Below are 23151 nucleotides of genomic sequence, written 5' to 3'. Positions count from 1 at the left end.
ATAGTGTTTCAATCAAATAGAAGGAGATGTAAATGGGAAAAGTGCTAGGAATCGACCTGGGAACAACCAACTCTGCGATGGCAGTATACGAAGGCGGTGAAGGAAAGATCATCGCCAACAAAGAGGGGAAAAATACGACGCCGTCCGTCGTCGCGTTTACCGACAAGGGCGAGATTCTCGTCGGTGACCCGGCGAAACGCCAGATGGTGACCAATCCCGAGCGGACCATCTATTCCGTCAAACGTATTATGGGATTGATGTGTAACGAAGAGAAGGCGGCGGAAGCGAAGAAACGCCTGCCATACCATGTTGTCGACAAAAACGGCGCATGTGCGATCGAAGTCGATGGCAAAACCTATACGCCGCAAGAAATCTCTGCGAAAATCTTGATGAAGCTGAAAGAGGATGCGGAAGCTTATCTGGGTGAAGAGGTGACCGAAGCGGTCATTACTGTACCGGCCTACTTCAACGACGCGCAGCGTAAAGCGACCAAAGAGGCGGGTACGATCGCAGGACTGAACGTCCTTCGTATCATCAACGAGCCGACCGCTGCGGCACTGGCGTATGGTCTGGACAAAAAAGAAGCGGAGAAGATCTGCGTTTACGACCTCGGTGGCGGTACGTTTGACGTCACTGTCCTCGAGACCGGTGACAATGTCGTCGAAGTACTCGCGACCGGCGGTGACGCATTCCTCGGTGGTGACGACTTCGACAACCGACTCATCGATTATGTTGCCGATGAGTTCAAGAAAGAGAACGGCATTGATCTCAAAGCCGACGTCATGGCGCTTCAGCGTTTGAAAGAGGCGGCTGAAAATGCCAAAAAAGAGCTTTCGACTGCGCAAGAAACTGAAATCAACCTGCCGTTCATCACGGCGGATGCAAGCGGGCCGAAGCACCTTGTGATGAAGGTCACACGTGCGAAGTTCGAGAGTCTCATTATGGATCTGATCGATGAGACGATCACAAAAATCGAAGAGGTTCTCAAAGACGCAGGCCTGACCAAAAACGAGATCAAAGAGATCGTCATGGTCGGTGGATCGACACGTATTCCGCTGGTTCAGGAGAAGGTCAAAAACTTCTTCGGAAAAGAGTTGAACAAATCGGTCAACCCTGACGAAGTCGTTGCGATCGGTGCGGCGATTCAGGGCGGAATCCTCAAAGGTGACGTCAAAGATGTACTCCTGCTCGACGTCACACCGCTCAGCCTCGGGATCGAGACACTCGGCGGCGTGACCACCAAGATCATCGAGAAGGGTACGACCATTCCTGTGAAGAAGTCTCAGGTCTTCTCGACAGCCGAAGACAATCAGCCGGCCGTTACGATCCATGTCGTACAGGGTGAGCGCGAAATGGCCAAGGATAACAAGTCGCTCGGACAGTTCGAGCTGACAGGCATTCCGCCGGCTCCGCGCGGTGTTCCTCAAATCGAGGTGACTTTCGATATCGACGCGAACGGTATTTTGACGGTTAGTGCGAAAGACAAAGCGACCGGCAAGTCTCAGGAGATCAAGATCACAGGATCTTCAGGGCTCAGCGAAGAGGAGATCGAAAAGATGGTTCGCGACGCCGAAGCGCACAAAGAGGAAGACCGTAAGCGCAAAGAGCTGATCGAGACCAAAAACCAGGCAGACGCACTGGTCTATCAGACCGAAAAGAGCCTGGGCGAAGTAGGCGATGGTCTTGAAGCGGGTGAAAAAGAGAAAGTTCAGGCTGCACTCGACGCGCTCAAAGAGACGCTCAAAGATGAAAATGCGACCAAAGAGCAGATCGAAGAGAAGGTCAAAGCGCTGACCGAAGTGAGCCACAAACTCGCCGAAGCGATGTACAAGAAAGAGCAGGGCGGTGAGCAGGCTGCAGGCGGCGCTGAAGGTGGTGCGAAAAAAGGCGGAGACGACGACGTCATCGATGCCGAAGTCGAATAATACGACACCTTTGAAAGAGGCGGGTCCATCGCCCGCCTCCCATCCGTTCGACCCTATTGTCGACGAAAACTCCAAAATCCTCATACTCGGATCGTTCCCAAGCCTCAAATCATTCGAAAACAACTTTTATTATGCCCATCCGAGGAACCAGTTTTGGCCCATCCTTTCAAAAATTTACGGTATGCCTGCGGATACGACCGAGGCGCGTCTTAAACTTTTAAAAAAGAACCACATCGCGTTGTGGGATGTCATCAAAGGGTGTGAACGAACCAATTCTGCCGATAGCAATCTCAAAGCGTGCAAACCCAACGATATCGACATGCTTTTGCGTGACTATCCCAATATCAAAATGATTTTTTTCACGGGACGGAAGGCGCAGACACTTTTCAAGCGCTTTTTCCCTGACAATCCATTGCCGCAATATCTGCTTCCCTCTCCATCGCCAGCCTATGCCGCGATGCCCTTTGAAGAGAAGTTGCGAGTGTGGCGGAAGATGTTCGATGTGGTATAATTCATTATGAAACATCTGCTTCGATTATGCGTTTTTTTGATGATGAATGCGGTGTTGTTTCCGCTTCCAGCCCAGGAGAAGTCATCACAAAATCTGCGAATGGGGCTCTATCAAAATCCTCCACTCTCTTTTGGAACGGCGGACCATCCAAAAGGGATATTTGTCGATCTGCTCCAATCCGTTGCTGAAGAAGAAGGGTGGAGCGTCAGCTACGTTCCATGTGAATTCGACGGATGTTTGAAACTTCTTTCCGAAGAGAAAATCGATCTGCTCGGTCCCGTCGTCAAGACGAAAGAGCGTGAAAAATATGCCATTTTTCCCAATGAAATCGTCATCTCGAACTGGGGTGTTGTCTACGGCACATCCGATTTCGTCCCAGACACCTTTCTCTCTCTTTCCGACAAATGTGTCGCGATGCTCAAGGACGACGTACATGCGAGCGCTTTCATGCGGCTAATGCGGCGGTTCGGTATATCGTACCGGACGAAATATTTCCACTCCTACGAAAAGGTGTTCAGGGCTTTGCAAAACAGAGAGGCCGATGTCGGCATCGCGAACCGTTTTCTCTTTTTGCGGCTTGGCAAAAACTATTCCGACGTCCGATCCTCCTCGCTTTATTTCAACCCCATCGGCGCCACCTATGCCATTGCGAAAAACAACCCCCTTCTCGCGAAGACGTTACAAAACCATCTGCACCGGCTGAAACAGGACCAAAACACCGTCTATCATACTGTCGTGAACAGCTATCTGGCGCGAGGTTCACTGCAGCAAATTTCCCCCTACGTTTTCAAAATCATCGTCGCTTTGCTGGTTCTGCTGCTTGCATCCATCACGGCGATTTGGCTTTTCAGGCGTGAAGTGAGACGAAAGACAGAGGCATACAAGATTGCGAAAGAGGAGGCCGAAAATCATTTGTTGCAGAGCGAATACCTTCGGCGGGTCGTCAATACGGTCAAAGAGGTCAATCAGGTTCTTATCGAGCCGTTATCCATCGATGCAAAATTGCAGAAAGTGTGCGATGAACTGGTCGAAAACCGCTTCTATTCGCTTGTATGGATCGGGTGTGCCCAAAAGAGCGGGCATGCCCTCTATCTGAAATACCACTCGAATGATTCGAGCGGCTATCTGGACGAGACATTTTTCACGACGACCGATCCCTCGTCCGATTTTGCGAAAGGGCCTTCGGGCCAATCCTACCTGCAAAACAGGACGGTCATCCAGGATACCCAGAACGATCCGAACTTCAGACCCTGGAGAGATAGAGCCCGCCGGGCGGGATTTACCTACTGTATGGCTACGCCGATCCGCTACCATTTGCAGGGCGAACCGGTCGGTGTCATTACCGTGTATACCAGCAATCCTGCGGGTTTTTCCGACAAAGAACAGCAACTTCTTGAAGAGATGGCGGGCGACGTGGGGATGATGCTGCATGCTCAGAGACTGCATGAGGAGAGAGAAAGGCTGCTTCATGAGAGGATAGAAAACTTCGAACAGACGGTTTTGGTGCTGAACGATGTGATCGAAGCCAGAGACCCTTACACGGCGGGCCACTCAAACAGGGTCGGAGAGTATGCCGTTTTGATCGCCCGAGCGTGCGGCTGCAGCGAAGAGGAGACAAAGCAGCTTCTTGAGGCCTCCAAAGTACACGATATTGGGAAGATAGAGACCCCCGACTCGATTTTGCTCAAACCGGGTCCTTTGACATCCGTAGAGTTTGAAATCATCAAACAGCATCCGGAGACAGGGTACAAAATTTTGTCTCGGCTCGCTTTCTTCAAAGAGGAGGCGCAGATCATCAGGTACCATCACGAACGGTATGATGGCAGTGGGTACCCGGAGGGGCTCAAAGGAGGGGAGATCCCGCGTCTGGCACAGATTCTCAGTATCGCCGATACGTTCGACGCGATGACGACGAACCGCATCTACAAACCCAAAAAAAGCAAAGAGGAGGCATTGGAAGAGCTTGAAAAACTCGCCGGGACATGGTTTGACCCCGAGCTTTGCCGGATCGCTGTCGATATCCTCAAAGATACAAAGATCCATGAAGAGATTTCCCAGCTTCCCTCCACACAACTCGAGGAGGCACGCTTCGCCTACTTTTTCAAAGATCCTCTTACCGATCTTTTCAATCAAAACTATCTCGAATTTACCATTCTTCTTTCGAGCACACTCGTTCCAAAAAAGACGAAAATCTACGCATTGACACTCAAGGCATTTACCCAGTACAACCGTGAAAAAAGCTGGAGCGAAGGGAACACTCTGCTGAAAACAATCGCCGACAGACTCAAATCATCGCTTAAAGATAGGAAAATATTCCGTATCCAAGGAGACGACTTCATCATTCTGACATCGAAACCTCTACCCTCCGATTTGCCGGAGAGCCTGAAGAGGGAGCTTCTGGAAAATACGGGAATCGACATAGCGTTGATCGACGGAGGGTATGTCAGGGAGTACGATTCCAAGAGGCTTTACAGTTTCGTGCGTTCGCTCTGAAAAACGCGGTATCGACTCTATGGCCTCCTTCTATCGATCAAAATCTCTTCAACGCCTCTTTCAACTCTTCCATACTTTTGCAGTTGGCAAAGCAGCTATGCTGGTTGCAGACCATATAGTCGGGTTCTATCTCCGGTTTCAAAAGGATGTAGGGGTAGGAGATATCCTGCAGCGCCGTTTTGGCATCCATAAGGCGGTTGGGTAGCGATTTTACGACGATATCTTCCTTGATATAACGCAGCGCGGCCGTCACGAAGGTGGCGTGCCAGAGCGGGTATTTGACGATCTTGATGGAGTTGTATTCCATCGTTTTGAAGGCGATCTCACGGTAGCGGGGTTCGAGCAGGCTGCCAAGGGTGAGCAGTACCTTCGTCATTACCGCGGCGCTGCTGGGGTAGCTGGTGTCGGAGATATCGGCGACGGTCGGGAACTCGTTGCGGCTGAAGTACCATTCGCCGTTTTCGTAAAAGCGGTCGACTGCATGCTCGGCCAGTTTTTGAGCTTTGAGCAGCCATGTTTCGTCGAGTGTCGTGTGGTAGGCCTGCAGCAGGGCGTCGCAGAGGTAGGCGTAATCTTCCAGAAAGGCTTCGATCGTCGGGGTTTTATGGATCAGGACGCTGTGGTAGAGGGTATCGCCTTTTTGCATCAGTTCCAGCAGTGCGTTCATGCTGCCTATGGCATCGCCCAGGTGTCGGTCGTCGATGTCGGCGGCGATGAAGAGCGATTTGATCATCATCGCGTTCCATGAGGTGATCACCTTTTTGTCGATGAAGGGGTAGGTGCGGGGCGCACGCAGGATTCGCAGGATGCGTCGCACTTTCGGCCACCACGGGTAGTCGGCAAGTCTCTCGTTTCGGATGATATTCTTGCCTTCGAAGTTTCCCTGCGGCGTAATCGAGAGTGCTTTGCAGATTGCCATGGCTTCCGGCTCGTCGAAGCCGTTCTCTCTCAGCGCATGCACTATTTCGTCATACGTGTAGATGAAATATTTTCCCTCTTCTCCTTCCGTATCCGCGTCGCTGGCGGAGTAGAAGAGGCTGTTTTCCATCATCTTCTCTTTCATGAAATCGATGATGTCTTCGGCCATATTCAGATAGAAAGGATCCTTTGTGGTTTGGTAGGCGCGCAGGTAGCTTTCGCACAGAAGTCCGTTGTCGTAGGTCATCTTTTCGAAGTGCGGCACCAGCCACATATCGTCGGTGCTGTAGCGGCAGAAACCGCCGTCGACCAGGTCGTAGATGCCCCCTTTTGCCATGTTTTTCAGGGTGTGCGTCGCCATTTCGAGCGGTTCGTTTTTGCCGCTCAGCCGATGGAGGTCGAAGAGCAGGTCGATCGTCGAGGTATGCGGGAACTTCGGGGCCTTGGAGAAGCCGCCCCAGACGGGGTCGAAGCTGTCGTTCGCCTGTTCGATTGTCCTGTCGATAAGGGAGAGGTCGAGTTTCGTCGCTTTGATGGGACCCTCTTTGGGCTCGAGGTAGCGCTGGATCTCGTCTGCGTTTTTGACGATGCTCTCCGGCGCTTCGCTCCACTTTTCGTGTATTACCGTGATCAGCTCCAAAAAGCCCATCATGTTGTATTTGCGTTCGGGGGGAATGTAGGTGCCGGCGAAAAAGGGTTTGAGGTCAGGGGTCAGAAAAATCGATGCGGGCCATCCGCCGGGGCGCTGATTGAGCAACTGATGCACGGCCTGGAAGTGCTTGTCGATGTCGGGCCGCTCTTCGCGATCGACCTTGATCGAGACAAAGTGGCGGTTGAGGTAGTCGGCGATTTTTTCGTTTTCGAAAACTTCGTGCTCCATCACGTGGCACCAGTGACAGCTGCTGTATCCTATGGAGAGGAAGATCGGCTTGTTTTCGCGTTTGGCTTTTTCGAAGGCTTCGTCGCACCATGGGTACCAGTCTACGGGGTTGTTGGCGTGTTGCTGCAGATAGGGGGAGTCTTCATGGTCGAGTCGGTTGGGCATCATGTTACCTTTGTGGGTTTTACCAGGATGGTAGCGACTATTTTATAAAAAGTTTCATGTTTGGCAAAGTAATCGGTTCGATTAAAATTAGAGCAATTACTCTTGACAAATAAAAAAAGATTATTATAGAATCGTAGAGCAATTGCACTAAAGGGAAGAGATGGAACGCAAAGATACGTGGGAGAAGGTTCTGGAAGCGGCGCTGAAGCTCTTTAATGAAGAAGATACACAGCGTGCGACGACCAATCATATCGCCAAAGCGGCTGGCATCAGTCCGGGAAACCTCTATTACCATTTTCGCAACAAAGAGGCGATCATCCGTGCGCTTTATCGTGAGATGACAGAGAAGATCGGCTTCGAAGCCAAAGCGCTGCCCGAGTCGATGTGCGAGATGAAGCGCTATTGTACTTTCGTGGCGGATGTCTGGTGGGAATACCGCTTTTTTCGACGTGAGCTCATTTTCCTGATGCAACGCGACCCGGAGCTTTTCGAAGCGGTGGCACGGGACAACAGGATGCAGCATGCGAAGCTTCTGACACTGGTCGAGCATCTACGGGAAAATGGGTACTTGCTGTTGCCGTATGATGATGCCATCGAACAGCTGGCCGATACGATCATGCTCTACAGTCAGTTTTGGACACCCTATCTGATGAGTCTGGGCAATGATGTCGGTGAAGTGGAGGTTCGAATGGTGACGGGCCGCATTCTCGGGCTCTTTTCGCCCTACCTGAGCGAAATGGCGAAAGCGGAGCTTTCGACGTGCTGATTGCACAACCGTTCCACAAACAATCTTTATAATAAAAAAAGGAGAAACGATGGCCTATATCGACCTACCGGAATTCGAAGAGATGGATCCGGAAATTCAGGAGCGTGCGCGACCGATTCTGGAGAAGACGGGAACACTCGGAGAGATTTTCAAGCTTCTGGCGGTGCGAAAAGATATCTACTTCGCGACGGATGAGATGGTGCAGAACTATCTGTTGAAAGAGACGGAACTTCCTTACCGCACGAAAGAGGCGATCGCGTTGCTCATCTCCAAGGAGAATGGTTGCAAGATGTGTATCGATGTACATAAAAACATCGCTAAAATGCTTGGAATGACGGAAGAGCAGGTCGAAAAAGTTCTTCAAGGTATCGACACGATGGATGTGCCGGAGAGTGAAAAGGAGCTGCTGCGTTTTTGTATCCGCGCCTCGAAAAAGGAGAACTATAAAATGACCAAAGCGGATATCGATGCGATCAAAGCACAAGGATACACCGATACGGAGATCATCGAGGCGGTAGCCATAACCGGCTACTTCAACTATATCAATACGTTGTCGAACGTATTTGGACTGGGAGAGAAGGGATGAAATGATGAAAAAATTTCTGATGACGATGATATGCTGTATGGTGGGGGCGCTTGGGCTCCATGCCTACTCGGCAAAGGGAATGGTGACGTATAAAAAGCTCTGTAAACAGTGCCACGGTTCCGGTTTCAAGGGTGCCGCGATGCTGACGAGCGACGAGTGGGAAGAGATGTTCGAATATCGTGCCGCCAAGCTCAAAAAGGTTCATGAGGTCGATGCGGAAGCCAAAAAAGTGATCGATTCCGGCTATTTCAAGCGGAATTTCGAGACACTCGGAAAGTTTCTGCGCAACAACGGAAGCGACATGGGTGTCGTTCGAAGCTGCGACGGGATGAACTGCGGGTAGATCCATCCGACGCTCTCTTCGGGTTTCGTTGGGGGCGGTGCACCGAAAATAGCGTTGATATGCGGGTGTACGGCGATAAATTTACACTTTTGTTACATAAAGTATGGTTTAATAGGATAATTTCGATTGGAGAGGATGTTGATGAAAAAAAGTATCGTGTTGCTCTTCTTTGCGCTGAGCCTTTTTGCTGAATTCCTGAGTGTGGATGAGGCGTTCAAACCCTCCGTCACGATGAAGGAGGATGCCTTTCATGTCAAAATCGAGATCGCGGACCATATTCATTTAACGAAAAATGCGCTCAAATTTTCGGTCGAACCGTCCAACAAGGCCGCGCTCGGCAGCTACACGCTCCCGCCGTCCGAAAAGGATGAGTTCGGCGATGAGGTCTATGCCAAACAGTTTGAAGTGACGATCCCGCTCGTTTTGAAAGATCCGAAAAGCAAAGAGGTGACATTCATCCTCGAGTATCAGGGATGTTCGGATAGGGGTGTTTGTTATCCACCGGTCACCAAACGCTACCCCTTCTCGCTCCAAACCGTCGCATCGGCACAATCCAATGCGACGTCCGACATCCAACATTCGACATCCAACGAAGGTGGTGGGCTTTCCGAAGAGGAGTCGATCGCTTCGACGCTCAAAACCAAAAGTTTCGGCATCGTACTGTTTACTTTTTTCGGATTTGGCCTGCTGTTGGCACTTACGCCGTGTGTCTTTCCGATGATTCCGATTCTTTCGTCCATCATCGTGGCTCAGGGTGAAGGGATGACGGCGAAACGTGGATTTGCACTCTCTTTGATCTATGTGCTTTCGATGGCGCTGACCTATACGATTGCGGGTGTACTTGCTGGGCTTTTCGGTGCCAACATCCAGGCGGCACTTCAGAATCCCTGGGTCATTTCCATCTTTGCGCTTTTGTTCGTCGCACTTGCCTTTTCGATGTTCGGCTTTTACGAACTTCAGCTGCCGGCAACGATTCAGAGCAAGCTGAGCAGAACGAGCGATGAAGCGGGTAAAAAGGGTGGCCTTGCCGGAGTCGCCGTCATGGGATTCCTTTCGGCGCTTATCGTGGGCCCCTGTGTCGCACCGCCGCTTGCCGGTGCGCTCATCTATATCGGGCAGACGGGAGATGCGCTGCTGGGCGGCGCTGCACTTTTCGTCATGAGTCTGGGTATGGGCTTGCCACTGCTGTTGATCGGGACGGGTGCAGGTAAGTTTATGCCAAAACCCGGTGGCTGGATGATGGCGGTGAGCAAAGTCTTCGGTGTCGTCATGCTCGGTGTGGCGATCTGGATGCTTTCAAGAATCCTCCCCGATACGATAGTGATGGGACTTTGGGCCGCACTCTTTATCGTCAGTGCCATCTATATGGGTGCACTCGAGCCGCTCGGGGAGAAGCGAAGCTGGAACGCACTCTTCAAAGGGCTCGGATTTCTCATGTTGGTCTACGGGCTCTTTCTTCTTTTCGGCACCTTTACAGGTGCCTCCAGCCCGATCGATCCGCTGAAAGTCGTCAAAGAACGCTCCTCAGGAACTTCGGTTTCCGAACGTTCCCTGCCGTTTCAACCCGTATCGTCACTGGATGATCTCCTTGCCAAAATCGAATCGGGTGACAAACCCGTGATGGTCGATTTCAGAGCGGATTGGTGCGTCAGCTGCAAGGAGCTCGAAGAGAGTACCTTCAAAGATCCGCGTGTGATCGGGGCATTGCGTGGGTACAATCTCTATCAGGTCGATGTCACACAAAATTCGCCCGAACAGAAAAAGCTGATGAAACATTTCGGTGTTTTCGGCCCGCCAGCCATTCTCTTTTTCGAAAAAGGAGAAGAGATAAAATCGAAACGGATCTCCGGCTATAAATCTCCGGATGAGTTTGTAGCGATCGTTGAGGGGAAAAAGGGATGAAAAAGATACTTTTGACACTTCTTTTGGCCATCGTGGCTCTTTTTGGGGAAGTCGAGTGGGCGATGGATTATCAGGACGCTTTGATGGAGTCGAAAGAGAGCGGCAAACCGGTTTTCGTCATGATAAGCCAGGAAAATTGCAACTACTGTATGTTCATGAAAAGCCAGGTCTTCACGAAGCCAGAAGTCGCCGATTTTCTAAACGAGAACTTTGTACCCGTCGAACTCGACCTGAAGTCCGATCCGTTGCCGGATTATCTCAAACCTTACGGTACTCCGACCTTTTACATCGTGGATGAAAATGGAAAAAAGAGGTCGCGTCCCATCGTCGGTGCCGCAAAAGCGGATGCTTTTTTGGAGCGGATGAAAGAGGAGCTGAAGAAGTTTAGAGGGGCTCTTTAGAGGTGTCTAAAGAAAAGCATCAGGAACCGAATCCCCCAAGATATTCGTCTGCCACATCTTCTTTCCGATCGCGGGAGGGATCGATTCGGCCGAGATAGCCGCTGACTGATCGGATCTCTTTTTCACTGAGCGCTTTGGCGAAGGGAATCATGATGTCACGTTTGCTTGTGTGGCCGATCCCCTCTTTGAGTTTGTGGAGTCTGTCGATGAGAAAAGCTTCAGGTTTGCCGGCCAGTTTCGGGTAGTTTCCGATCCCCTCACCCTTGACGCCGTGGCAGCCGTAGCATCCCTTTGTCATATAGATCGTTTCGCCTTCGCTCTGTGCCAGAAGTGCAAACGGCAGAAAAAACCATAGAAACTTTCCCATTTTCCCTCTCTTTCAACTCGTATATCCTATAATTTTATCAAAATAGCTTGAAGGAATGACATGGTCATTACAAATGCGAAGGTCGTAACCCCCGAAAGGGTCGAAGCGATCGATGTCCGGATAGAGAATGGAAAGATTGCGCAGATGGGAGAGGGCCTTTTAGGCGGTGAATCTTTGGATGCCGGCGGCCGCTATCTGATGCCGGCGATGATCGATATCGGTGTCGGCGTCATGGATGGTAGATTGCGGGGCGGAACGCTCGAAAAACTCTCGGCCAATGCCTACGTCAACGGATTTGGAACCGTCGTGATCTCTTCACTCTGTACGCCGCGCATCGACAATGAAATTACGCTGGAATTCGCCAAGTCGCAGGCGGAACTCTGCCGTGATACGAAGATTCTGACGCTCCTTTCGGGTGTCACGGATGAGGAAAAATTGAGCGATGCGTCGATTTTGCTTAAAGAGGGAGCGGTCGGGATCGAGTTTGACAGCAGTATCGATGGAAATCTTATCCGCCGTCTGATGGAATATGCCGTGATGCATGGGATCAAGCTCTTCTGCCATGCCAACGATCCGGCGCTTCAGGGTGACGGTGTCATGCATGAGGGTGAAGTTTCGAGCCGGCTCGGCCTTGGGGGCGTGCCGGCCGTTGCCGAATCGTCACAGGTGGCCCGTATCGGCGAACTGGCATCCTATTACGGTGTCGATGTCGTGATTCTGGCCGCTTCGACACCGCAGACATTGGAGATTTGCAGTGCCAATCCTCATCTGCATGCGCAGGTACCGCTTCATCATCTTCTTTTGACCGATACTCTCTGCGACAACTACAATACCGCAGGAAAAATATGGCCTCCGCTTAGGGATGAGGTTTCACGCCGAGCGATGATCGAGCGCCTCAAATCCGGTGTCGTCTCGATGCTGACGGCACTTCATACGCCGGTATCGGGCAGTGCGAAAGATGCCGTGTTTTCGGAAGCGGAGTACGGTATCGACGGATTGAACGCTTTCTTGCCGCTTTGCTATACGTTCCTGGTGAAAGAGGGAATGATCGACTTGCCGGAACTCTCGAAACTTACGGCTTGCAGGCCGGCCGAGACGGTTGGGATCGATCGTTACAAAGGGAAAATAGCAGTGGGATACGATGCCGACCTGATTCTTTTCGATCCGGATAAAGAGTGCTGTGGGCGTTTCGAAAATTCACCGTATGAAGGGAAGAGCCTTTACGGCGATGTAGAACGCATCGTGTTATGATTTCGGCGATTTCATGAAGTTCAGGAGATAACGGCGTATCCGACACCATTGACATTGGTAATGATATCGTCGCCGACGGCGGTACGGAAGCGGTTGATGAGTGAGCGAAGTGTGCTGTTGCTTTTCGGTTCGCTCCAGATATGCATGCTCAGTTGCTCGTTTGAGACGATGCTGTTCTTGTTGGCCGCCAGAATTTCGATGAGTTTCAGTTTTTTTTCCGAGAGTGGAATCTCTTTGCCATCCTTTTCGAGTCGATGCTTCTCTTTGTTGAACGAAAAACCGTTTTTGAGAGGAATGGTCAGCGAGTGCTCTGTTGTCTCTTCGCTCTCTCTCGCCAATGCCGTTTTGATCGTGGCGATGATCTCTTTTTCCCGATAGGGTTTCATCAGGTAGGCAAACGCCTTGGCATCGACGGCGTAGTCGATCATCTCCTGATCGGCATAGGCGGTCAGAAAAATGATTTTACACTCCGGATACATCTGTTTGAGGAAAAGAGCAGCTTCCGATCCGGTCATCGATCCTTTCAGAATGATATCCATCAAAACGATATCCGCTCGACACCCTTTGAGATGTGAAATCGCAGCCTCCCCACTGTCGGCGATACCGACCACATCGAAGCCTTCGACTTCCAGAACCTCTTTGAGATACTGGGCGGATACGAGATCGTCTTCCACGATAAAAATGCTTTTCTTTTTCATGAAATTATTCTAACATTCATTATTTTCAACGATGCTTACGAGGCGCTATGAACGTTGCAACGATTTTGCAACATTCGAACGCTATAATATATTTCATGATTGAAAATCTCATTAAAACCATTCTTGAAAGCAGAGATCATAAGATGATCATGCTGACAGGGCTTTTTGTCGCGACGATCGTGCTGTTTGCCATTTTTGCAGTGGTGGCGCTTTATGTCGGCTATGCCGATATCTTTTACACCAAACTCTCCCTGGCCGTTATTATGGCACTGTTGCTCACTTTATACCGTTACTCGTACAATACACCTCTTTTTGCTCTGCTTTTTCTGATTTTGATCGAGTTCGAAAGTGTTTCCGCGATGTTCGGTGGCCATTTTTACGATTTCGTGACAATCTATCCCTTCTTTTCGATCTTTGGATTTTTCTTCTTTTTCACTTTGCGTACAGCGCTCTGGCTTACGCTCGGGCACTACGTTTTCTGGATCGCGTTTGCGCTTTACAACTATAACGAGAATGCCGACAATCCCGTTTTTCATCTTGTACCGCTCATGAATATGGTTTCGACGACGTTGGTTGTCATCCTTATCGCTTTTTTGTACCACATCTCCACGGAAGTGACCTATAAAAGACTCGAACACGCCAACAAGCAGAAAGAACTTTTGATCAAAGAGATCCATCATCGCATCAAAAACAATCTCAACAAGATCGCTTCGATGCTCGGATTGCAGATACTCCGTCTGCGAAGGGGACGGGCCGATTCTATCGAGGAGATCCTGACGAAGAACAAGTTACGTATCCAAACGATGGCGATGGTGCACGAAGCGCTCTACAAAGCGGCGGATCTTGAAAGTGTCGAGGCGGCTGGCTATATCGAAAATCTGATCGATCTTATCCAGAAATCGTACGGACGAACCATAAGTACGAAAATCCGTGCGGACGGGATTTCTCTTCCTCTGGAGACAATGCTCAAGCTCGGTATGATATTGAATGAACTCTATACAAATACATTGAAACATGCCCATGGGGTGCAGAGTGGCCAACCGGAAGTCGAAATAACGCTTGTCGAGAAAGAGGGCCGCTGCCAACTTTTTTATCGGCAGGTAGGGCAAGAAAAGGTGGATTTGCGATCTTTGAAAAAAGGCAGTGGCCTCGGGATGACACTGGTCCGCCTCTCCGCCGAAGAAATGGATGGGTCACTCGAAGTACGCACCGAAGATCATGTGCTTCTTTTCGACATTACTTTCAAATGTGCGTAAACTTTTTCGAATGGAAACGGCGACGATCGACGCCACCTTGCCGCCTTCGTGACAACTATGTGAGGAGTGCTCGAATCCCTTCCAGCCCACCTGCCGGCAAGCCATAGCCAAAAGGGGGATCGATCCCGGATTCGCGGGGATTGATGCGGATGAGTCTCCCATCGAGTTTCCGGGCGATTTCCTCGCCGGTCAGCCGAACCGTCGGAACGGCGGTACCGGCCCCGATTTCAATGATGACGAGTTTCAGTTTTTTGACGATGATGCGTTTCAAAAAGTCGTCGAACCGCTCTTCCTGGCCTTGTGTGCGACTTCCGTCCCATCCCCAGTCGCCGAACATCAGGATGTTGGGGCGTGCCGTGGCTCCACATTGAAAGCAATGGGGCCAGTCGGCCGCTTTGAAATTTTCCATATCGATATCGAGCGTCACGTTGTCTGCCCGCCAGATACCGGCATTGCACTGTGTGCACTGAAGGTGGTGGATACTCCCGTGGCATTCGACGATCTTCTCTTCATCGAAACCCGCTTTTTGAAATTGGCCGTCGACATTGGAGGTGAAAACGAAATACTCCTCTTTCTTTTTCGCCAGATCGAGCAGCAATGAGAAGCCTGCGTGTGGAAAGGTATCGCGATAGAGGTGAAGGCGATGTCCATAGAAAGCCCAGGCGAGCGCGGGGTCGGATTCGAACCACTGCGGATTGGCGAGTTCGACAAAACCGAGCCCCAGTTTTTTGGCGACGGGGTAGGCATTCCAAAACCCTTCGTTTCCTCTGAAATCCGGCAGGCCAGAATCGACGCCCATTCCCGCCCCGGCCGTGACGAGGATGGCATCTGCATCTCGAACTATTTTTTTCACTGCTTCGGTCGTGTTTGTCATAACGCCATTTTAGTTTTTGAACCTTAAAAATTTCTTGACAAAAAGCTTAAAAAAAGTTAAAATAGCTACAGATTGAGGCTATGATCATAAAGTTGCCTCATAAAAGGAGGCTAAAATGCGATATTACAAAACCGAACCTGAAAAGAACCGAATCGTTTGTCTGCTCTGTCGGCACTATTGCAAGATGAAAGAGGGGCAGGTCGGTATCTGCGGGGTCAACAAAAACGTCGGCGGTGAGCTGAAGACGCTGGTCTACGGCCATCCGAGCGCACTCAACGTCGATCCGGTCGAGAAGAAACCGATCTACCATATGCTGCCGGGCACGACGGCGCTTTCGTTCGGCACCGTAGGGTGTAACTTCAAGTGTCCCTTCTGTCAAAATTGGCAGATTTCGCAGGAGACGAAGGTCAACGAAGAGGTCTATGTCAGTCCGGAAAAAATGGTCGATCTGGCCGAAGAGTACGGTGCGAAGTCGATCGCCTATACCTACAACGAGCCGACCATCTTCTATCCGTATGCCAAAGATATCGGCGTGATCGCCAAAGCGCGTGGGCTGAAGAACATTTTCGTCAGCAACGGCTTCGAGAGTCCGGAGATCGTCAAAGATATGCCGAGTTGGCTCGATGCGGCGAACATCGACCTCAAAAGCTGGGACGAAGGGTACTACAAAAAAGTGCTCAAAGGCGGTCTCGAAGCGGTCAAGGATACCCTTCGCATGATGGTGGACGGGGGGATCTGGGTCGAGGTGACGACACTGCTGATAGAGGGAGAAAACGACAGTGACGAAGACTTGACCGAGATGGCCGAGTTCATCGCGAACGACCTTGGGCGCCATGTACCTTGGCACTTGAGCGCGTTTCATCCCGATTACAAGATGCAAGACCACAAATGGACCGGTGTCGACACGTTGATGCGGGCCAAATCGATCGCGAAGAAGGCGGGACTTCACTATGTCTATCTCGGTAACGTTCCCGTGCATGGCGATACACACTGTCCCGACTGCGGCGAACTGTTGATCGACCGGACGGGGTATAATGTAACGGTGAACAGACTGATCGACGGGCACTGTCCGAAGTGTAACCGGGCGATCGAGGGAATCTGGAAATGACGAAGGAGGAAAATAAAATGCGAATCAGAGAAGCGGCGGTGGCTGGACAGTTTTACCCGGCATCACCCGAAGAGATCAAAATGATGATCGACCATTTCAACAAGGTGCTGGAGGAGAGCGTTCGCGATCCGAAGCTTTTGCAGACGGCGACGCAGGCGGTGATCGTACCGCACGCAGGGTATGTCTATTCGGGCTTTACGGCCAACATCGCCCACCGGCTGTTGGGCAACAGTGGTGTCAAACGTGTTGTCGTGATCGGGCCGAGCCATCGGGTCTACCTGCAGGGCACCAGTGTCAGTGAATACGATCTATTCGAGACACCGTTGGGCGATCTGCCGATCGACAGGAACCTGGCGACAGAATTGATTCAGAAGTTCGGTCTCGGTTTCGTTCCAGAGGCACACCACGAGCACAGTACCGAAGTGCAGATGCCATTCATCAAGACCTATCTGCCCGATGCACGCGTCGTCGAACTGGTCTATGGCGATGAAAACCCGACAAACCTCGCCCCCGTCATCGAGTGGCTTTTGAGCGATCCACAGACGGGTGTCGTCATCAGTACGGACCTTAGCCACTACTACGATATCGAGAAGGCGAAACGGCTCGACAGTATCTGTCTCGATGCGGTGAGCAAGCTCGATCCGGCAGGATTGCATCGAGGGTGTGAAGCGTGTGGAAAAATCGGTGTCGAAGCGATATTGATCGCGGCGCGTAACCTTGGGCTCGAGCCAATGTTGCTCGACTATCGCACCAGTGCGGACGCCAGCGGCGACACGTCACAGGTGGTGGGTTACATGAGTGCGGCATTTTTGAAAGGATAAACCATGACGGTCGATCGATTCATGGCCCTGCAAGCGGGCGTGGTTATCGCCTCCGAAGAGGTGGTTCTGCCCGGGCTGTTGGCCATTCCGGAAGAGGCGACTTCGATCGTCATCTTCGCACATGGAAGCGGGAGCAGCCGCTTGAGCCGGCGCAACAACTATGTAGCGAGTGTACTGCATGAAGCGGGTATCGCGACGCTTCTGTTCGATCTGTTGATGGAAGAGGAGGCGATGGACCGTCGTAACGTTTTCGACATCGATCTTCTTGCATCGCGGCTGTTGTTGGCGACCGAATGGGTTGGGTCACAACCGCTTCTGAAGGAGATGAAAGTGGGATATTTCGGTGCCAGCACCGGTTCAGCTTCGGCACTGAAAGCGAGTGTTCTTGCGAAACGGCCAATCGGAGCGATCGTTTCGCGTGGGGGGCGGCCGGACCTCGCGGCCGATGTGCTCGAACGTGTCACGGCACCGACACTGCTGATCGTCGGGGGCAACGATTTCGGCGTTATCGAGCTCAACGAAGCGGCTTACGACGCACTGCGGTGCGAAAAAGCGATGAAGATCGTTCCGGGTGCGACCCATCTGTTCGAAGAGCCCGGAACGCTCGAAACGGTCGCCGAACTGGCGAAAGAGTGGTTCGTCGATCACCTATAGTGCCAGATAGCCGAAAAGAAGAAAGAAGAGAATCGACAAAAATGCCGCCAGCAGCGCCCAGGGCAGCTGGGTCTTGACATGGGCGATGAGGTCGCATCCGGCCGCCATCGCCGAGATGATGGTGGTATCCGAAATGGGTGAAGCGTGGTCGCCGAAGACGCCGCCCGAGATGACGGCTGCGATGACGAGCGGCAAGAGGGTTTCGGTACCGGTAGCCGTGTTCGTGGCGATTGTGATGGCGATCGGCATCATGATGGAGAAGGTTCCCCAGCTCGTACCGGTCGAAAAGGCGATGATGGCTGAAAGCAGGAAAATGCCGGCCGGCAGAAGTGCCGGATGGAGAATGGCATTGGCAAAATGGGCCATATAGATGCCTGTGCCCATCTTTACCGTAACATCGCCGATGGCGAATGCGAAGATCAGAATCGCCGCGATCGGGACCATCGTTTTTGCACCGCGCCAGATGGCGGGAAGAATCTCTTCGGCCGGCATGCTCTTTTTGACAAGATAGTAGAGCGATGAAATGACGATGGACCCCAGTACGGCGGCAAAGACCGAGGTGGAGCCATCTCCTTTCAGCATGTCGCCGCCTCCCGTGATAAAAAGGAAAACGAAAACGAGAATCAGCAAAGAGGCGATCGGTACGATCAGCGCGAAGATGTCACCCTCTTTTTCGGAAAACTCCAAATGAGGCGTTTCCACTTTCGTATAAGCCGGAAAATCGATACCGGCGAGAATCGTATAGAGCACCAGCAGAATCGAAAAAAGTGCGTAGAAGTTGAAAACCAGCGCACTCCCGAGCAATCGGATCGGCTCGCCGGTGATGACTCCCGCTTCCACTTGCGATCCGATGAGCCCCAGCAGCAAAGCGCCCCATGCGTTGAGAGGGAACATCGTACAGACCGGTGCGGCGGTTGAGTCGCAGATGTAGGCCAGTTTTTCGCGTGATGTGCCGTTCTTGTCGGTCAGGGGCCGGCTGACGGCGCCGGCGATGAGTGAAGTGATCGAGGATTCGATAAAGATGGCCAGGCCGATGAAAAAAGCGAGCAGCTCCGCCTCTTTCTTGTTGGTGACGAGCTTTTTCTTTTTTTGCAGAAAGTGGACGAAGCCGTCGACGCCGCCGCTTCGCTGGATCAGTTCTATGATGGATCCGACGAAGATGGCGAAAACGAGTGTCTTGACGACCCACCCCTTTTCGAAAAGCGACACGATCCCTTTCGAACTTTCGAGTAGCGCCCCGACGATGCTCTGTTCCATGATGAAGTAGCCGCTCACCACACCGATGAGGAGCGAGACGATGACGTTTCTTGATATAATGGCCAGAACGATCGCAATGAGCGGAGGCAAAAGTGAATAGACGCCGTAACTTTCCTGCAATGATACTCCTTGTGTGGAGTATTTTAGCAGTTTTTGGTTTTGGAAAGGATGATTTCGAAGCGCTTCCTTCCGAAACGAAGCAGTTGGTGAAAGTGTTTGATGTCAGAGGGTACCACGCACGGTTGGCACGCTTTGAAAAAGTGCATGGCGTGTGGCATCGAGTCGGAGATGCTTGGCCTGTTTCAATAGGGCGCAACGGCATCGGCAAAGAGAGAGAAGGGGATGGAAAAACCCCTGCCGGATATTACGGGCTCGAGGATGTCTACGGTTACCACGATATTCAAACCGCCATGCCTTTTTTCCTTTCGACGAATGATACGATCTGCGTGGATGACAGCCGTTCGAGGTACTACAACCGCATTGTCGAGGCATCGAATGTCAAAAAAGATTATCGGAGTTTCGAGTGGATGAGACGAGACGATGCGCTTTACGAAGTGGTGGTGACGGTCGGCTATAACCAAGCGCGCCGACCCGGCAGGGGGTCATGCATTTTTCTGCATATCGCCAGCGGTGACAAACCGACGGCCGGCTGTGTGGCGATGAAGCGCGATCGGATGGTCGAGTTGGTCCAATGGCTCGATCCGAAACAGGTTCCATTTATCCTTGTTTCGGATTGAAGATCGTAGGCTTGCGTTGGTTTAGTAGATGACCCGTGCCAGGTAGAGTCCCTGCGGAGGGGCCAACATCGTGGTATGGATCGCTTTTTTCGCCAACTGTTCATCGATCTGCTCGAGTGTCAACGTGCCATGCATGACGGCTGTGGCCGCGCCGACGATCATTCTGACCTGCGAGCGCAGAAAGCCGTTGGCTTCGATATAGAGCACGATGTAGCGGCGAAAGGCTTTGACATCGGTACGAATGATGGTTCGGACGGTCGATCCAGGATCGCTCCCTTTTTTATGAAAATAGTAAAAGTCGTGGGTACCTTCAAAGCGTTCGAGGGCGATACGAAGTTTTTCAGGATCGCTGTGGTGCAGGTGGCAGGCATAGAGATTCTCAAACGGTGTCGGCGGTGTCGACTTGAAGAGATAGCGGTAGATACGCCGTTTGGCATCGAACCGGGCATGAAACGTATCGTCGACGGGGGTGATGGTTTTGATCTGGATATGGGGGGACAAAAGGCGGTTGTAGAAGGTTTTGAGTTTTCCCAAGTCGTTGTGCCAGTGAGAAGGTAGGTCGAAGTGGATTACCTGTCCGGTCGCATGGACCCCCCGGTCGGTTCGGCCGCTTCCGACAATGGGGGCGTGGATACCGAGTTTAGCAGCCGCTCTGCTCAGCGCGCCGGAGACAGTCTTGGGTGTCGTCGTTTGTGCCTGAAATCCGTAGAAAGCCGCCCCGTCATAGGCGATGACCGCTTTAACCCGCATCTTTTAGAACCTCTTTTGAACCCGTATGTAGAAAAGGATGACCCCTGTCAGCATGAAGAGCAGGGCGAAGCCGAACGCACCGGTTACCGAATTCTTCGCGATGGCGGAAACGATGCCGTAGTAGAGTGCCGTTGCCAGAAGAATCGTAAGGTATCCATAGTTTTTCTGATATCTTGGATGGATGACGCCGTAGGCGAAGGCGTAATAGAGGGTGACCAGTGGAAAGAAGCTGATGGCGATAAAGATCACCAGATCTTTGAGCCGTTTTCTGTCCTTGAATGCGAGCAACCAGTACTCTTTGAGATTCTGGTAGCTGAAGGGTTTGTACTCGTGAGTATCGTAAATTTTCATCACGCTATAGTTGACCTGATCGACCGTATCGTTTTTGATGCGGTAGGCCTGGCCGTTATTGAGCATCAGGCCGAGCGTGCCGTTTTCGTTGAAGAAACTTCCCGTTTTCGCGATAAGTATCTGCTCTTCCAACGGATTCGAGGCGTTGTAAAGTACGATATTGTGAAGCGTATTGCTCCTTTTCTCTTTCGATTCCAGAAAGACGAGCCAGTCGCCGAACTTCTGTCCGAACTGACTCGCTTCGATATTCAAAACGGCATGCATACTTTTGTAGCTGATGAACGATTTCGTCAACTGTTTCGTGATCGGGATCAGTGCCAAAGAGAGCATTAGAAGCAGTGCCACGATGAGCGCGACGACCGGATAGAAAAAGCGTACCAGTCTGTGGGGAGAGATGCCAAAGGAAAAGAGGACGACATTCTCGAACTCGTTGGAGAGTTTGGCAAGTGTCAAAACGAGAGCGGCGAAAAAGGTGACAGGCAGCGTATAAAAGAGAATGGTCGGCATCGAATAGCCGTACATCAGAAGCATCTCGCCCGCACTCATCTGTGTCACTTCGGTCAGTTTCGCGATCCGTACGAAGAGAATGAGCGATCCGATGACGATGATCGGCAGAAAGATCGAGAAAAAGAGTCCGCTGAAGCTTCTTAAAAGATAGGACGAGGTCTTAGGCATAGAGCATATTCCACCATTTCAAAAATGTATCGGAAAAGATATAAACGATCCATGTGCCAAGTGCCAGGAAGGGAACGAACGGCACCATATGCCCGCGGGCGAAGAGTGCCGGTACGATCGCCAGCAACGCCGAAACGTAGATGGCGATGAGAACGAGTGGAAACCCCAGCAGCGCACCCATCGTCGCGGCGATGATGATGTCGGCTTCGCCGAGGGCATCTTTTTTGATCAGAAATTTCACGGCGAGTCCGAGCAGAAAAAAAGAGCTTCCCATGATGGCGGCGTTTTTAAAGCTCTCCAGCAGGGCATCCTGATAGAGCGAAAAATCTTTTACGCCATCCGTCATCCAATCCCCTCCGAAGGTGAAGATGGGCATTAGCAGCGCCAGTGCCAGTGCCGTGAAATTGAGTGAATCGGGCACGGCGTAATATTTGAAGTCGATGATGGAAAGGGCGAGCAGAAGAGAGAAGATGAGCCCTGTGACGAACCACTCCACGCCAACTCCAAGTTTCATCGCCAGTGTCATGAAAACCAGGCCCGTCAACAGTTCGACGACCGGATAGAGTCTGCTGATGGGGCTTTTGCAGTAGGCACACTTTCCCTGCAGGAATATCCACGAAAGCAGAGGGATGTTGTGCCACCATTTAAGTGCATTGTCGCATTTCGGACAGTGGGATGGAGGAAAGGCGATGTTCTCCCCTTTGGGGATACGGACGATCAGGACATTCAGAAACGACCCGATGGCAAGTCCGAGAAAGAGGGCGAAGAGAAGCTCCATCAGATGCCCCCGAAGCGCCTGTGGCGCTTCTTGAAGTTTTCGATGATCGTCTCCAGCTCTTCGGGAGCGAAGTCGGGCCAGAGGGTCTGGGTAAAAAAGAGTTCGGCATAGGCCGACTGCCAGAGTAGAAAGTTGGAGAGGCGCTGTTCACCCCCTGTTCGGATGAGAATGTCGACCGGCCCGGACTTTGAACTTTCGATCGCACTCTCCAGCGATTCGACCGTGATCTCTTTTTCCGCTTCGCACAGCTCTTTCGCGGCTCTTGCGATCTCATCCTGGGAACCGTAGTTGAGTGCCAGCACCTGGGTAAGTTTTTTGAAATGTCTGGTCTCCTCTTTCATCTTGGCGATCTGCATTTGCAATGTCGGAGAGAAGCGTGAGAGATCGCCGATCGTCTCGAAACGGATCTGGTGTTTGATGTAGGTGGGCAGTTCGTTTTTGAGGTAGTTGTTTAGAAGGCGCATGAGAAACTCCACCTCCATCTTGGGACGTTTCCAGTTTTCGGTGCTGAATGCGTAGAGGGTGAGCACCTCGATTTCGGGATGGTTGGAGGCGTAGGTCGTGATGGTTCTGACGGTTTCGGCACCGCGTTCATGCCCTTTGACCCGCTTGAGCCCGCGTTCGCTTGCCCAGCGGCCGTTACCGTCCATAATGATGGCGATATGTCTGGCGATATTGCTCATA

Annotated in this window: 23 protein-coding genes; 14 read left to right on the top strand and 9 right to left on the bottom strand. The window is 51.6% G+C overall.

Features of this window, described 5'->3' with window-relative positions:
* Window positions 1-32 precede the first annotated feature (32 nt).
* The 3 genes from dnaK (at window position 33) to QUD54_RS02770 (ending at window position 4929) form a co-directional block, all read left to right on the top strand.
* Complete coding sequence (dnaK, locus tag QUD54_RS02780) at window positions 33-1925, top strand: molecular chaperone DnaK (protein ID WP_286337439.1); 1893 nt, start codon at window positions 33-35, stop codon at window positions 1923-1925.
* A complete protein-coding gene (locus tag QUD54_RS02775) occupies window positions 1846-2436 on the top strand; it encodes a DNA-deoxyinosine glycosylase (protein WP_286337438.1) in 591 nt (196 codons plus the stop codon). The genes dnaK and QUD54_RS02775 overlap by 80 nt, the downstream gene beginning before the upstream one ends.
* A gap of 99 nt (window positions 2437-2535) precedes the next feature.
* Window positions 2536-4929 (top strand): HD domain-containing phosphohydrolase, encoded by a 2394-nt coding sequence (locus tag QUD54_RS02770; RefSeq protein ID WP_286337437.1) that lies wholly within the window; start codon window positions 2536-2538, stop codon window positions 4927-4929.
* 37 nt (window positions 4930-4966) lie between these two features.
* Here QUD54_RS02770 and QUD54_RS02765 read toward each other — a convergent pair whose 3' ends face one another.
* A complete protein-coding gene (locus QUD54_RS02765; RefSeq protein ID WP_286337436.1) occupies window positions 4967-6895 on the bottom strand; it encodes a thioredoxin domain-containing protein in 1929 nt (642 codons plus the stop codon).
* 157 nt (window positions 6896-7052) lie between these two features.
* Here QUD54_RS02765 and QUD54_RS02760 point away from each other — a divergent pair, with 157 nt between their 5' ends.
* The 5 genes from QUD54_RS02760 to QUD54_RS02740 all read left to right on the top strand — a co-directional run bounded on the left by QUD54_RS02760 (window position 7053) and on the right by QUD54_RS02740 (window position 10890).
* Window positions 7053-7658, top strand: coding sequence for a TetR/AcrR family transcriptional regulator (locus tag QUD54_RS02760; protein WP_286337435.1), 606 nt, complete (start codon window positions 7053-7055; stop codon window positions 7656-7658).
* A 49-nt stretch (window positions 7659-7707) separates the two neighbouring features.
* The gene (locus QUD54_RS02755; protein ID WP_286337434.1) at window positions 7708-8244 is read left to right on the top strand and encodes a carboxymuconolactone decarboxylase family protein; all 537 of its coding nucleotides are present in this window, start codon (window positions 7708-7710) and stop codon (window positions 8242-8244) included.
* Between the two features lies 1 nt (window position 8245).
* Window positions 8246-8587 (top strand): hypothetical protein, encoded by a 342-nt coding sequence (locus QUD54_RS02750; RefSeq protein ID WP_286337433.1) that lies wholly within the window; start codon window positions 8246-8248, stop codon window positions 8585-8587.
* A 141-nt stretch (window positions 8588-8728) separates the two neighbouring features.
* Window positions 8729-10489, top strand: coding sequence for a protein-disulfide reductase DsbD (gene dsbD, locus QUD54_RS02745; protein ID WP_286337432.1), 1761 nt, complete (start codon window positions 8729-8731; stop codon window positions 10487-10489).
* On the top strand, window positions 10486-10890 hold the full coding sequence (locus QUD54_RS02740) for a thioredoxin family protein (RefSeq protein WP_286337431.1): 405 nt from the start codon (window positions 10486-10488) through the stop codon (window positions 10888-10890). The genes dsbD and QUD54_RS02740 overlap by 4 nt, the downstream gene beginning before the upstream one ends.
* Before the next feature lie 19 nt (window positions 10891-10909).
* Here the strand turns inward: QUD54_RS02740 and QUD54_RS02735 are convergent, their stop codons facing one another.
* Window positions 10910-11257: a c-type cytochrome gene (locus tag QUD54_RS02735; protein ID WP_286337430.1), complete on the bottom strand. Its 348-nt coding sequence runs from the start codon at window positions 11255-11257 to the stop codon at window positions 10910-10912.
* 60 nt (window positions 11258-11317) lie between these two features.
* Between QUD54_RS02735 and QUD54_RS02730 the strand changes: the two genes are divergently transcribed.
* Entirely contained in the window at window positions 11318-12508 is a 1191-nt protein-coding gene (locus tag QUD54_RS02730; protein WP_286337429.1) for an amidohydrolase family protein, read from the top strand.
* 20 nt (window positions 12509-12528) lie between these two features.
* Here QUD54_RS02730 and QUD54_RS02725 read toward each other — a convergent pair whose 3' ends face one another.
* Window positions 12529-13206 carry a response regulator gene (locus QUD54_RS02725; RefSeq protein WP_286337428.1) on the bottom strand — a complete coding sequence of 226 codons (678 nt, stop codon included), beginning with the start codon at window positions 13204-13206 and terminating at the stop codon, window positions 12529-12531.
* A gap of 95 nt (window positions 13207-13301) precedes the next feature.
* Here QUD54_RS02725 and QUD54_RS02720 point away from each other — a divergent pair, with 95 nt between their 5' ends.
* Entirely contained in the window at window positions 13302-14462 is a 1161-nt protein-coding gene (locus QUD54_RS02720) for a sensor histidine kinase (protein ID WP_286337427.1), read from the top strand.
* 55 nt (window positions 14463-14517) lie between these two features.
* Here QUD54_RS02720 and QUD54_RS02715 read toward each other — a convergent pair whose 3' ends face one another.
* The gene (locus tag QUD54_RS02715) at window positions 14518-15336 is read right to left on the bottom strand and encodes an SIR2 family NAD-dependent protein deacylase (protein WP_286337426.1); all 819 of its coding nucleotides are present in this window, start codon (window positions 15334-15336) and stop codon (window positions 14518-14520) included.
* 115 nt (window positions 15337-15451) lie between these two features.
* Here QUD54_RS02715 and amrS point away from each other — a divergent pair, with 115 nt between their 5' ends.
* From amrS to QUD54_RS02700, 3 genes are read left to right on the top strand one after another with little or no spacing between them, the layout of a single operon-like run.
* A complete protein-coding gene (gene amrS, locus QUD54_RS02710; RefSeq protein WP_286337425.1) occupies window positions 15452-16444 on the top strand; it encodes an AmmeMemoRadiSam system radical SAM enzyme in 993 nt (330 codons plus the stop codon).
* Between the two features lie 17 nt (window positions 16445-16461).
* Entirely contained in the window at window positions 16462-17265 is an 804-nt protein-coding gene (amrB, locus tag QUD54_RS02705) for an AmmeMemoRadiSam system protein B (RefSeq protein ID WP_286337424.1), read from the top strand.
* 3 nt (window positions 17266-17268) lie between these two features.
* Window positions 17269-17919: a dienelactone hydrolase family protein gene (locus QUD54_RS02700; RefSeq protein ID WP_286337423.1), complete on the top strand. Its 651-nt coding sequence runs from the start codon at window positions 17269-17271 to the stop codon at window positions 17917-17919.
* On the opposite strand, the gene QUD54_RS02695 is transcribed toward QUD54_RS02700, so the two are convergent.
* Complete coding sequence (locus QUD54_RS02695; RefSeq protein ID WP_286337422.1) at window positions 17914-19296, bottom strand: Na+/H+ antiporter NhaC family protein; 1383 nt, start codon at window positions 19294-19296, stop codon at window positions 17914-17916. The genes QUD54_RS02700 and QUD54_RS02695 overlap by 6 nt on opposite strands.
* Window positions 19297-19382: 86 nt before the next feature.
* On the opposite strand from QUD54_RS02695, the gene QUD54_RS02690 reads away from it, so the two are divergent.
* Window positions 19383-19913: a L,D-transpeptidase family protein gene (locus QUD54_RS02690; RefSeq protein WP_286337421.1), complete on the top strand. Its 531-nt coding sequence runs from the start codon at window positions 19383-19385 to the stop codon at window positions 19911-19913.
* A gap of 21 nt (window positions 19914-19934) precedes the next feature.
* Here the strand turns inward: QUD54_RS02690 and truA are convergent, their stop codons facing one another.
* The 4 genes from truA to QUD54_RS02670 are packed head-to-tail and all read right to left on the bottom strand — an operon-like array spanning window position 19935 to window position 23150.
* A complete protein-coding gene (gene truA / locus QUD54_RS02685) occupies window positions 19935-20663 on the bottom strand; it encodes a tRNA pseudouridine(38-40) synthase TruA (protein WP_286337420.1) in 729 nt (242 codons plus the stop codon).
* A 3-nt stretch (window positions 20664-20666) separates the two neighbouring features.
* The gene (locus QUD54_RS02680; protein ID WP_286337419.1) at window positions 20667-21689 is read right to left on the bottom strand and encodes an LptF/LptG family permease; all 1023 of its coding nucleotides are present in this window, start codon (window positions 21687-21689) and stop codon (window positions 20667-20669) included.
* On the bottom strand, window positions 21682-22467 hold the full coding sequence (locus tag QUD54_RS02675; protein WP_286337418.1) for a prepilin peptidase: 786 nt from the start codon (window positions 22465-22467) through the stop codon (window positions 21682-21684). The genes QUD54_RS02680 and QUD54_RS02675 overlap by 8 nt, the downstream gene beginning before the upstream one ends.
* The gene (locus QUD54_RS02670) at window positions 22467-23150 is read right to left on the bottom strand and encodes a di-trans,poly-cis-decaprenylcistransferase (protein ID WP_286337417.1); all 684 of its coding nucleotides are present in this window, start codon (window positions 23148-23150) and stop codon (window positions 22467-22469) included. Before QUD54_RS02670 ends, QUD54_RS02675 begins: the two co-directional genes overlap by 1 nt.
* Between the last annotated feature and the right edge of the window lies 1 nt (window position 23151).

It is taken from the genome of Hydrogenimonas cancrithermarum (genome assembly GCF_030296055.1).
In the GTDB taxonomy this organism is placed as follows: Bacteria; Campylobacterota; Campylobacteria; order Campylobacterales; family Hydrogenimonadaceae; genus Hydrogenimonas; species Hydrogenimonas cancrithermarum.
The sequence above is the reverse complement of the archived record's forward strand: the minus strand, read 5'-3'. Positions and strand labels throughout refer to the sequence as shown.

What these genes read in the sequence shown, in the direction of transcription:
- QUD54_RS02770 (WP_286337437.1), top strand. Translation starts at nt 2,536, where the DNA reads ATGGGGCTCTATCAAAATCCTCCACTCTCTTTTGGAACGGCGGACCAT.
- dsbD (WP_286337432.1), top strand. Translation starts at nt 8,729, where the DNA reads ATGAAAAAAAGTATCGTGTTGCTCTTCTTTGCGCTGAGCCTTTTTGCT.
- amrS (WP_286337425.1), top strand. Translation starts at nt 15,452, where the DNA reads ATGCGATATTACAAAACCGAACCTGAAAAGAACCGAATCGTTTGTCTG.
- QUD54_RS02720 (WP_286337427.1), top strand. Translation starts at nt 13,302, where the DNA reads ATGATTGAAAATCTCATTAAAACCATTCTTGAAAGCAGAGATCATAAG.
- QUD54_RS02675 (WP_286337418.1), bottom strand. Translation starts at nt 22,467, where the DNA reads ATGGAGCTTCTCTTCGCCCTCTTTCTCGGACTTGCCATCGGGTCGTTT.
- QUD54_RS02680 (WP_286337419.1), bottom strand. Translation starts at nt 21,689, where the DNA reads ATGCCTAAGACCTCGTCCTATCTTTTAAGAAGCTTCAGCGGACTCTTT.
- amrB (WP_286337424.1), top strand. Translation starts at nt 16,462, where the DNA reads ATGCGAATCAGAGAAGCGGCGGTGGCTGGACAGTTTTACCCGGCATCA.
- QUD54_RS02725 (WP_286337428.1), bottom strand. Translation starts at nt 13,206, where the DNA reads ATGAAAAAGAAAAGCATTTTTATCGTGGAAGACGATCTCGTATCCGCC.
- truA (WP_286337420.1), bottom strand. Translation starts at nt 20,663, where the DNA reads ATGCGGGTTAAAGCGGTCATCGCCTATGACGGGGCGGCTTTCTACGGA.
- dnaK (WP_286337439.1), top strand. Translation starts at nt 33, where the DNA reads ATGGGAAAAGTGCTAGGAATCGACCTGGGAACAACCAACTCTGCGATG.
- QUD54_RS02700 (WP_286337423.1), top strand. Translation starts at nt 17,269, where the DNA reads ATGACGGTCGATCGATTCATGGCCCTGCAAGCGGGCGTGGTTATCGCC.
- QUD54_RS02755 (WP_286337434.1), top strand. Translation starts at nt 7,708, where the DNA reads ATGGCCTATATCGACCTACCGGAATTCGAAGAGATGGATCCGGAAATT.
- QUD54_RS02730 (WP_286337429.1), top strand. Translation starts at nt 11,318, where the DNA reads ATGGTCATTACAAATGCGAAGGTCGTAACCCCCGAAAGGGTCGAAGCG.
- QUD54_RS02765 (WP_286337436.1), bottom strand. Translation starts at nt 6,895, where the DNA reads ATGATGCCCAACCGACTCGACCATGAAGACTCCCCCTATCTGCAGCAA.
- QUD54_RS02750 (WP_286337433.1), top strand. Translation starts at nt 8,246, where the DNA reads ATGATGAAAAAATTTCTGATGACGATGATATGCTGTATGGTGGGGGCG.
- QUD54_RS02670 (WP_286337417.1), bottom strand. Translation starts at nt 23,150, where the DNA reads ATGAGCAATATCGCCAGACATATCGCCATCATTATGGACGGTAACGGC.
- QUD54_RS02740 (WP_286337431.1), top strand. Translation starts at nt 10,486, where the DNA reads ATGAAAAAGATACTTTTGACACTTCTTTTGGCCATCGTGGCTCTTTTT.
- QUD54_RS02760 (WP_286337435.1), top strand. Translation starts at nt 7,053, where the DNA reads ATGGAACGCAAAGATACGTGGGAGAAGGTTCTGGAAGCGGCGCTGAAG.
- QUD54_RS02715 (WP_286337426.1), bottom strand. Translation starts at nt 15,336, where the DNA reads ATGACAAACACGACCGAAGCAGTGAAAAAAATAGTTCGAGATGCAGAT.
- QUD54_RS02735 (WP_286337430.1), bottom strand. Translation starts at nt 11,257, where the DNA reads ATGGGAAAGTTTCTATGGTTTTTTCTGCCGTTTGCACTTCTGGCACAG.